This is a genomic window from Ramlibacter sp., from assembly GCF_028292805.1.
GTDB lineage: Bacteria > Pseudomonadota > Gammaproteobacteria > Burkholderiales > Burkholderiaceae_C > Ramlibacter.
In genome coordinates, this window is record NZ_JAQGLS010000314.1 from 19,322 (window position 1) to 27,335 (window position 8,014).

The window sequence follows — 8,014 nt, forward strand, 5'->3', positions numbered from 1 at the left end:
CCCATGACTTTTCCCACTTCCCTGCCGGGCCGCCGGCTCGCGCTGGCCGCGCTGCTGGCGCTGGCCGGCGCACCGGCGCTGGCCCAGGCGCCAGCCTTTCCGGGCAAGCCGATCCGCATCATCAACAACTTCCCGGCCGGCGGCCAGTCCGACCTGATCGCCCGCTCGGTGGCCGAGGCGTTGCAACGGGATCTGAAGCAGCCGGTGCTGGTGGAGAACCGGGCCGGTGCCAGCGGCAACATCGGCGCCGACGCCGTGGTCAGGGCGCCCGCCGACGGCTACACGGTGCTGTTCGGGATCGACACCACCTTCACCGTCAATCCGCACATCTACCAGGGCATGCCGTTCAAGCCGGCCGACCTGCGGCCGCTGAGGGTGATGGCCTCGTCGGGCATGCTGATCGGGGTGCACCCGGAGACCGGCTTCAGGAACTTGAAGGACCTGGTCGCGGCCGGCAAGGGCAAGGGCGTGAACTTCAGCTCCGCCGGCAGCGGCAGCCCGGGCCACCTGGCCGCCGAGATGATGGCCGATGCCGCCGGCGTCAAGATCACGCACGTTCCGTACAAGGGCAACACGCCGGCCGTCACCGCGGTGCTGTCCGGCGAGGTCGACGGCGGCGTGCTGGCCACGCCCGGCATGCTGCCGCACGTCAAGGCCGGCAAGATCACCGCGCTGGCCGTCACCAGCCGCAAGCGCTCCGCGCTGGCGCCCGAGATCCCGACGGTGGCCGAAGCCGGCCTGCCGCAGCTGGAACAGGAAGTGCTGTATCTCGCCATGGTCCCCGCCGGCACGCCCGAGCCGGTGGTGCAGGTGCTGCAGCAGGGCATCGCCGACGCCCTGGCGCGGGCGCAGGTGCGCCAGCGGCTGGGCAACCCCGACTTGTTCTACGAGGGCTTGACCGGTGCCGCCGCCGCCAAGCGGCTGGCCGACCTGTCCGATCGCTACGGCAAGGTGATCCGCGCCACCGGCATGAAGGTGGAATGATGGCCCGCCGCCCCAACGTCATCTTCATCGTGGCCGACGACCTCGGCTTCGCCGACCTGGGCTGCTACGGCGGCCGCGAGGCGCAATTCGGCGCGGTCTCGCCGGTGCTGGACGGCCTGGCCGCCAATGGCATCCGCTTCACGCAAGGCTATTCGAATTCGCCGGTCTGTTCGCCCACGCGCTTCGCGCTGATGACGGCGCGCTACCAGTACCGGCTGCGCGGCGCCGCCGAAGAGCCGATAACAGCAAGAGCCGCGGCAGCACCACGCTGGGCCTGCCGCCGCAGCATCCCACCGTGCCCTCGCTGTTGCAGCAAGCCGGCTACCGCACCGCCTTGATCGGCAAGTGGCACCTGGGTTATCCGCCGGCCTTCGGGCCGCTGCGCTCGGGCTACGACGAGTTCTTCGGCCCGATGTCGGGCGGCGTCGACTACTTCACCCACTGCAGCTCCAACGGCCAGCACGACCTGTGGCTCGGCGAGGAGGAGCGCCGCGAAGACGGCTACCTGACCGACCTGCTGTCGAATCGCGCCGTCGACTACATAGACCGCATGGCGCAGCAGCCGGGCCAGCCGTTCTTTCTGAGCCTGCACTACACCGCCCCCCACTGGCCCTGGGAGACCCGCGACGACGCGGCGCTGGCGCAGGAGGTGAAAGACAACCTGTTCCACCTGCATGGCGGCAACATTCACAGCTACCGCCGCATGATCCACCACATGGACGAAGGCATCGGCCAGCTCATGGCTGCCTTGCGCAAGCACGGCATGGAGCGCGACACGCTGGTGGTCTTCACCAGCGACAACGGCGGCGAACGCTTTTCCGACAGCTGGCCGCTGGTGGGCGGCAAGATGGACCTGACCGAAGGCGGCATCCGCGTGCCCTGGATTGCCCACTGGCCGGCGCAGATCGCTCGCGGCCAGGTGAGCGCGCAGCACTGCATGACCATGGACTGGTCCGCCACCGTACTGGACGCGGCCGGCGTCGATGCCGATCCGGCCTACCCGCTCGACGGCGTCTCGCTGCTGCCGGTGCTGCGCGATGCACAACGCACATTCGCGCGGCCGCTGCACTGGCGCATGAACCACCGCGGCCAGCGCGCCTTGCGCGACGGCGACTGGAAGTACCTGCGGGTGGATGGTCACGACTACCTGTTCAACCTCCCGGCCGACGAGCGCGAGCGCGCCAACCTGGCTGGCCGCGAGCCGGCGCGGCTGGCCGATCTGCGCGATGCCCGGGAAAGCTGGAACGCCACCATGCCGCCGATTCCCGAAGATGCGACGGTGAGCCTGGGCTACTGCGCCAAGGACATGCCGCGGCGGTAAGGACACACTGAAAAAGTCGCAAGCGACTTTCGTTCAGTGGCTCGATCAGAGTGAGGAGGCCGGCAAGCCGGATCCTCCTCACAAGATGGACCGCCTTGCCTGCGATTCCAGGCGATCCTCCAGTCGCCGCGCGACCAAGCCATCGAGACCCACCCCTTGTTCTGCATTGCCTTAAAGTCGGCGCAATGCCCAAGCTTGCCCGCTGGCTGCCCTTTCTGCGGTGGCCTCGCCCCAGCCGCGACCTGCTGCGCGGCGAAACCATTGCCGCCCTGACCGTCGCAGTGGTGATGATCCCGCAGTCGGTGGCCTATGCGGGGCTGGCCGGCATGCCGCTGGTGACCGGGCTCTACGCCACCTTCCTGCCGATGCTGGTGGCGGTGCTGTTCAGCGGCTCCACGCGGCTGTCGGTCGGCCCTTCCGCGCTGAGCGCCGTGCTGGTGGGCGCCTCGCTGGCCGGCCTGGCGCAGCCTGGCAGCGCCGACTGGGTGATGCTCGCGGTCTGGCTGGCGCTGCTGGCTGGCGCCGTGCAGTTGGCGGTGGGCGCGTTGCAATCAGCGTGGGTGCTCAACCTGGTCAGCTCCCCGGTGCTGGCCGGCTTCACGCTGGCCGCCTCGCTGCTGATCATGGCCTCGCAGGCGCCGGCGCTGATCGGGCTCGACGCCCCGCTCTCCAGCCTGCTGGATGGCCCGCCCACGCTGGATCTGCAAGCGCTCGGTTACGGCCTGGTCAGTCTGGTGCTGTTCCTGCTCGCGCGCCGCTTTGCGCCCAAGCTGCCGGTGATGCTGATCGTGCTGGCGGCGGCGGGCATGCTGAGCGCGGTGACCGGCTACTCGGCGCGGGGCGCGGTGGTCGGGGCGCTGCCGCAAGGCCTGCCGTCGCCCTACTGGCCCGGCTGGCCGGGCTGGGAGCGGCTGGGCGCGCTGGTGGCACCGGCGCTGGTGCTGGCCCTGGTGAGTTCGCTGGAGATGGCCTCCAGCGCCAAAATCGAGAGCCAACGTGACGGCAAGCGCTGGAATGCCAACCAGGACCTGGTGGGCCAGGGCATGGGCAAGATCGCGTCCGCCTTCTGCGGCAGTTTCGCCACCAGCACTTCGTTCTCTCGTTCGGCCATCACGCTGTATGCCGGCGCGCGCACCGGCTGGACCACGGTGATCGCCACCGGTTTCGTGCTGCTGGTGCTGCTGTTCCTCACGCCCGCGCTGTCGCACGTGCCGCGCGCCGTGCTGGCCGCCGTTGTCATCGCCGCCGTCTCCAGCCTGTTCAAGCCGCGCCTGCTGCTGGCGCTGTGGCGCATCCATCGGGTGGAGGCGATCACCGCCTTCGCCACCTTCGCGGTGACGCTGCTGACCGCGCCGCGGATCTACTGGGGCGTGCTCACCGGCGTGCTGCTGGGATTGGCGCACTTCCTCTACCTGCGGCTGCACCCGCGCATCATCGAGGTGGGCCTGCACCCGGACGGCAGCCTGCGCGACCGCCACCTGTGGCAGCTGCCGCCACTGGCCTCGCAGCTGTATGGCCTGCGCATGGACGCGGAACTCGATTTCGCCTCGGCCAGCGCGCTGGAGCGGGCAGTGATCGAGCACCTGGCCGAACACCCCGATGTGCGCCACGTCTGCCTGTTCGCGCAGCCGATCAACCGCGTCGACGCCACCGGCGTCGAGGTGTTCGCGCAACTGCGCAAGCTGCTGGTCGAGCGCGGCATCACGCTCCACATCAGCGGCATCAAGCTGCCGGTGCAACAGGTGCTGGACAAGGCCGGCGCCCTGGGCGCCGGGCCGCTGCTGAAGCTGTACCGCACCGACACCGAAGCGCTGCTGGCCTTCGGCCGGCTGAGCCCTTGATCCAACGCGGTTTTGCGGCGCATGGCCCGTCCGACCGCGCGTCCCTGCGCGGCTTACTTGGGGCGCGGGCGCTCCAGATTGCGGTCGGGCGCGCTCAAGGTGCCGGCGCGCAGTTCGGCCACCGCGTTGGCCACTGCCCGCGCCGCGTTGCGAGCTTCCTGCTGCACCGCCTCGTCGCCGTCCAGGGTGGCGTGGCTGGTTGCATAGGGTTCGTAGTAGCCGATGAAGCGGTCCAGGCGCGCCTGCGGCCCGGCATCGACCAGACCCATCCAGTCCAGCCAGTCGCACAGCGCGCGCCGGCTGCCCTCGATGCCGGCAACATCGCCGTGCACCACCACGCCGTAGACGCGATCGGCCAGGTGCTTCGGATACGGCCAGCCTTCCAGCTCCAGCTTCTTGGCCAGTTCCGGCTTCTTGCCGCCGGTGCTGGTGGGGTCGGGATTGCCGCCGTCGGCGCAGACCAGCCGATCCATCATCAGCTTGAGCGGGCTGGCCACCTGGTACCAGTGCACGGGCGTCAGCAGCAGCACGCCATGCGCCGCCGTCCAGCGCTCGTAGATCTCGGCCATCCAGTCGCCCACCTGGCCCAGGGCATGGTTCGGGTAGCAGCTGCACGGCCAGTGGCACAAGGGCATGGCCGTCGAGACGCAGGCCTTGCACGGGTGGATGTGGCGCCGGTAGTCCGACACCAGCAGACTCAGGTCCAGCAGGTCGACCTCGACGCCGGCGGCCTCCAGCTGCCGCTGCGCCAGGCCGGCCAGGCGCCAGGTCTTGGACACCTCGCCCGGACAGGTGCCGTCGTTGCGCGAGCCGCCGGCAACCACCAGCACGCGTGAAGGGGTTGCCGCATCTGCCCAGCGTGCCTGCGCTTGCCGCAGGCGCTGCCGCGTCTCGTACCACTCGACGGACAGGTCGTAGTCGGGGTCCTTGAACTCAGGCCCGGCCTTGCGCGTGTGCGGGGCCTTGCGGCCTTGCTGGAAAGCGTCCCAGGCGATGGCTTCGAGCCGGCCCAGCGCCGGCGCCTCGGCGCCGAAGGCAGGGTCGCGGAACTGCGCCAGAAAGCGCTCGCGAAAGACGTCGCGCGGATGCGGCTGCGGCGCCTGGCCCTTGCGGACGTCGTTCCAGGGCCCCAGGGGGTGGGCGGTTTCAGCCATCTCATCGCTCCTGTCGATTGGTCCGCCAGCGTAGCCGGTTAGCGGCGGCGCAGGTGGCGCCAGAGCAAGGCCGCGTAGACCGCGGCATTGAACGCCAGCAGCCCGATACCGAGCGTCCACTGCAGCTCGCGTGTCAGCGCGGCGGGATACAACACCGGCAGCAGGTAGTTCTCGACGAAACCGCCCTCGTAGCCAGCCGCGCCGCCGGCCGTGCGCAGCGCGTTCTCCAGCGGCGTCAGCGGGCAGATGCGGCCGCTGAACTCGACCCACGCGGCCCAGCCCAGCGCCGGCAGGTGCACCAGCGGCAGCCAGCGCCAGCGCAAGGCCAGCAGTCCGCCCGCCACCGCGAACACCACGAACAGCAGGTGGAACAACACGACCGCATCCGCCAGCGTCCGGTATGCCATGGCCGTGCTCAGGCGCTGACGATCCAGCCCTCGAGCGGATCGAGGTCGGCCGGCAGGCCGTACAGCGGCGCGCCGTGTTGCGCGGCCCATGCGGCCTGCACCAGGCACAGCACGGCATCGAGGCTGTCGCCGCTGGCGTCAGCCACCAGCGCGTCGTGCTGGGCATGGGTCAGCTTCAGCCGCAGTCCAAGTCGCGTGCGCCCTTGTTCCAGCGCGGTGACGATGTCTTTGCGGGCGATCAGCCGCTGCGGCGTCTGCCTGGCTTTGTCGTCGCTTTTGTAGCTGCGCCGGGCGATCAGCTCGCGGGCCAGCAAGCCGGGATAGGCTTCCAGCGCGACCCGCCGGGGGTCGCCGTCGTGCAGTCCCGGCATGTGCACGCCGGCCTCCAGCAGCAGCGGCAACGCCGCGTGCAGCATGTAGGCCACTGGCGGGTTCACCCACTTCATCGACGGGCTGGAGCCCGCCAGCTTGTCAAAGCGGCGGTGCGCGAACTTGGAACCCACGGGACGCGCGTCGCAATAGGCGGCGAAGGTGGCGCGGATCTGCGGGCGGGTCAGCGCCGCGTAGTGGCGCATGCAGGCGCGCCACTCGGTCGGCCAGGCTAGCGTCTCGACCAGCTCACGCGGCAGCCCGAACGGAAAGTCGAAGCCGGCGATCCATTCCTGCGGTTGTTGCAGCCAGTGGGCGAAGGCCTGGAGCGACTCGATCTTTTCCAGCCGCGCGAGCTGCACGCGGCCACCGGCAGCGGTGCCGAAGGCAAGCACGATCGGCTTGCGGCGGGTGGGGGTGCTGGAGAAATCGCAGCCGACCAGGAGGGCCATGCGCAGCGCGCCGGCAGCTAGCCGCGGCCGCAGATGGCGGCGGTGGCCGCGAGGTCTTCCAGCAGCGCAAACGACATGCGGCCGGACACCGAGTACGGGTCCAGCTCCGGCTTTTCCGAGTACTTCAGCAGCGCCGCGTGGTTCAGCTTGGAGATGTTGACCTGGCCCATGCTCCAGCCGCCGAACCGGCGCTCGGCGATTTCCTCGAAGTGCAGCAGCGCAACGTCCTTGTGGCGCTCGTCTTTCTGGATGGTGCCGAACAGCTCGCTGACCTGCATGCGGCCGCCTTCGATGCACTGCAGGAAGATGCCGTCGCCGTAGCAGAGGATGCCGGTGATGCCGCTGACGGGGTTGTGCTGGCGCGCCTGCGCCAGGATGGCCTCGATGGCCTGGGCACCGGTGTCCACCGCGCGGCTGCAATACAACAAGCGAACCAGCATGGGGCCTCCGTTCAGCGCGGCAACAGCGCCAGGAATTCGCGGCGCAGGGCGGGGTCCTTGAGGAACACGCCTCGCATCACGGAGTTGATCATCTTGCTGTCCAGGTCCTTCACGCCGCGCCAGGCCATGCAGTAGTGGCTGGCCTCCATCACGAGCGCGAGGCCGTCCGGCTGGGTCTTTTCCATGATCAGGTCCGCCAGCTGCACCACGGCCTCCTCCTGGATCTGCGGCCGCCCCATCACCCATTCGGCCAGCCGAGCGTACTTGGACAGGCCGATCACGTTGGTGTGTTCGTTGGGCATGACGCCGACCCACAGCTTGCCGATGACCGGGCAGAAGTGGTGGCTGCAGGCCGAGCGCACGGTGATCGGGCCGACGATCATCAGCTCGTTGAGGTGCTCGGCATTGGGGAACTCGGTGATCGGCGGCGGCTTGACGTAGCGGCCGCGGAACACCTCGTTGACGTACATCTTGGCCACGCGGCGGGCGGTGTTGCCGGTGTTGTGGTCGCTGGCGGTGTCGATCACCATGCTGTCCAGAACGCCCTGCATCTTCTTTTCGACTTCATCGAGCATCGACTCGAGCTCGCCCGGCTCGATGAACTCGGCGATGTTGTCGTTGGCGTGGAAGCGCTTGCGCGCGGCCTGGATCCGCTCGCGGATGCGGACCGACACCGGCGTGCCCTCGTCGGGCGCACCGGGCGAAGGCTGGCTGGAGGCGTCGGCTTTCATGAGCATTTCAGTCAACTTTACCACCTGGGCGTTGGACGGGTGGCAAGCGCCCCGGCGGCAATCCCGGTGCGGCTGGGCTGCGGCAGATCGAGCCCTGCAGTTCAAAGCCTCAGCAACACTTCCAGGTCCTCCAGCGAGTTCGCCTCGTGCAGCGGCTTGTCGTGGCGGATGCGCAGCATGCGCGGGAAGCGCACGGCGATGCCGCTCTTGTGCCGGCCACTGCGGTTGATGCCCTCGAAGCCGAGCTCGAACACCAGGCCCGGCTTGACGCTGCGCACCGGCCCGAACTTCTCCAGGGTGGTCTTGCGGATGATC

General features: G+C 69.3%; 7 protein-coding genes and 2 pseudogenes. 3 read left to right on the forward strand and 6 right to left on the reverse strand.

Annotation, left to right across the window (positions count from 1 at the left end; all coding sequences use genetic code 11):
• Positions 1-3: 3 nt before the first annotated feature.
• The 3 genes and pseudogenes from JWP65_RS19230 (at position 4) to JWP65_RS19240 (ending at position 4,146) form a co-directional block, all read left to right on the forward strand.
• Complete coding sequence (locus JWP65_RS19230; protein ID WP_299766676.1) at positions 4-984, forward strand: tripartite tricarboxylate transporter substrate binding protein; 981 nt, start codon at positions 4-6, stop codon at positions 982-984.
• A pseudogene (locus tag JWP65_RS19235) lies at positions 984-2,305 on the forward strand (sulfatase). The gene JWP65_RS19230 and the pseudogene JWP65_RS19235 overlap by 1 nt, the downstream one beginning before the upstream one ends.
• 185 nt (positions 2,306-2,490) lie before the next feature.
• Positions 2,491-4,146 (forward strand): SulP family inorganic anion transporter, encoded by a 1,656-nt coding sequence (locus tag JWP65_RS19240; RefSeq protein ID WP_299766678.1) that lies wholly within the window; start codon positions 2,491-2,493, stop codon positions 4,144-4,146.
• 53 nt (positions 4,147-4,199) lie between these two features.
• On the opposite strand, the gene JWP65_RS19245 is transcribed toward JWP65_RS19240, so the two are convergent.
• The 6 genes and pseudogenes from JWP65_RS19245 to JWP65_RS19270 all read right to left on the reverse strand — a co-directional run.
• Positions 4,200-5,300 carry a flavodoxin family protein gene (locus JWP65_RS19245; protein ID WP_299766680.1) on the reverse strand — a complete coding sequence of 367 codons (1,101 nt, stop codon included), beginning with the start codon at positions 5,298-5,300 and terminating at the stop codon, positions 4,200-4,202.
• A gap of 38 nt (positions 5,301-5,338) precedes the next feature.
• The gene (locus JWP65_RS19250; RefSeq protein WP_299766682.1) at positions 5,339-5,707 is read right to left on the reverse strand and encodes a DUF2784 domain-containing protein; all 369 of its coding nucleotides are present in this window, start codon (positions 5,705-5,707) and stop codon (positions 5,339-5,341) included.
• Positions 5,708-5,715: 8 nt separating this feature from the next.
• Complete coding sequence (locus JWP65_RS19255) at positions 5,716-6,528, reverse strand: DUF429 domain-containing protein (RefSeq protein ID WP_299766684.1); 813 nt, start codon at positions 6,526-6,528, stop codon at positions 5,716-5,718.
• A 17-nt stretch (positions 6,529-6,545) separates the two neighbouring features.
• A complete protein-coding gene (locus tag JWP65_RS19260) occupies positions 6,546-6,968 on the reverse strand; it encodes a BLUF domain-containing protein (RefSeq protein ID WP_299766686.1) in 423 nt (140 codons plus the stop codon).
• An 11-nt stretch (positions 6,969-6,979) separates the two neighbouring features.
• On the reverse strand, positions 6,980-7,705 hold the full coding sequence (gene folE / locus JWP65_RS19265; RefSeq protein WP_299766687.1) for a GTP cyclohydrolase I: 726 nt from the start codon (positions 7,703-7,705) through the stop codon (positions 6,980-6,982).
• Positions 7,706-7,800: 95 nt separating this feature from the next.
• Positions 7,801-8,014: pseudogene (locus JWP65_RS19270) on the reverse strand (ATP-dependent DNA ligase); the annotation flags it as partial.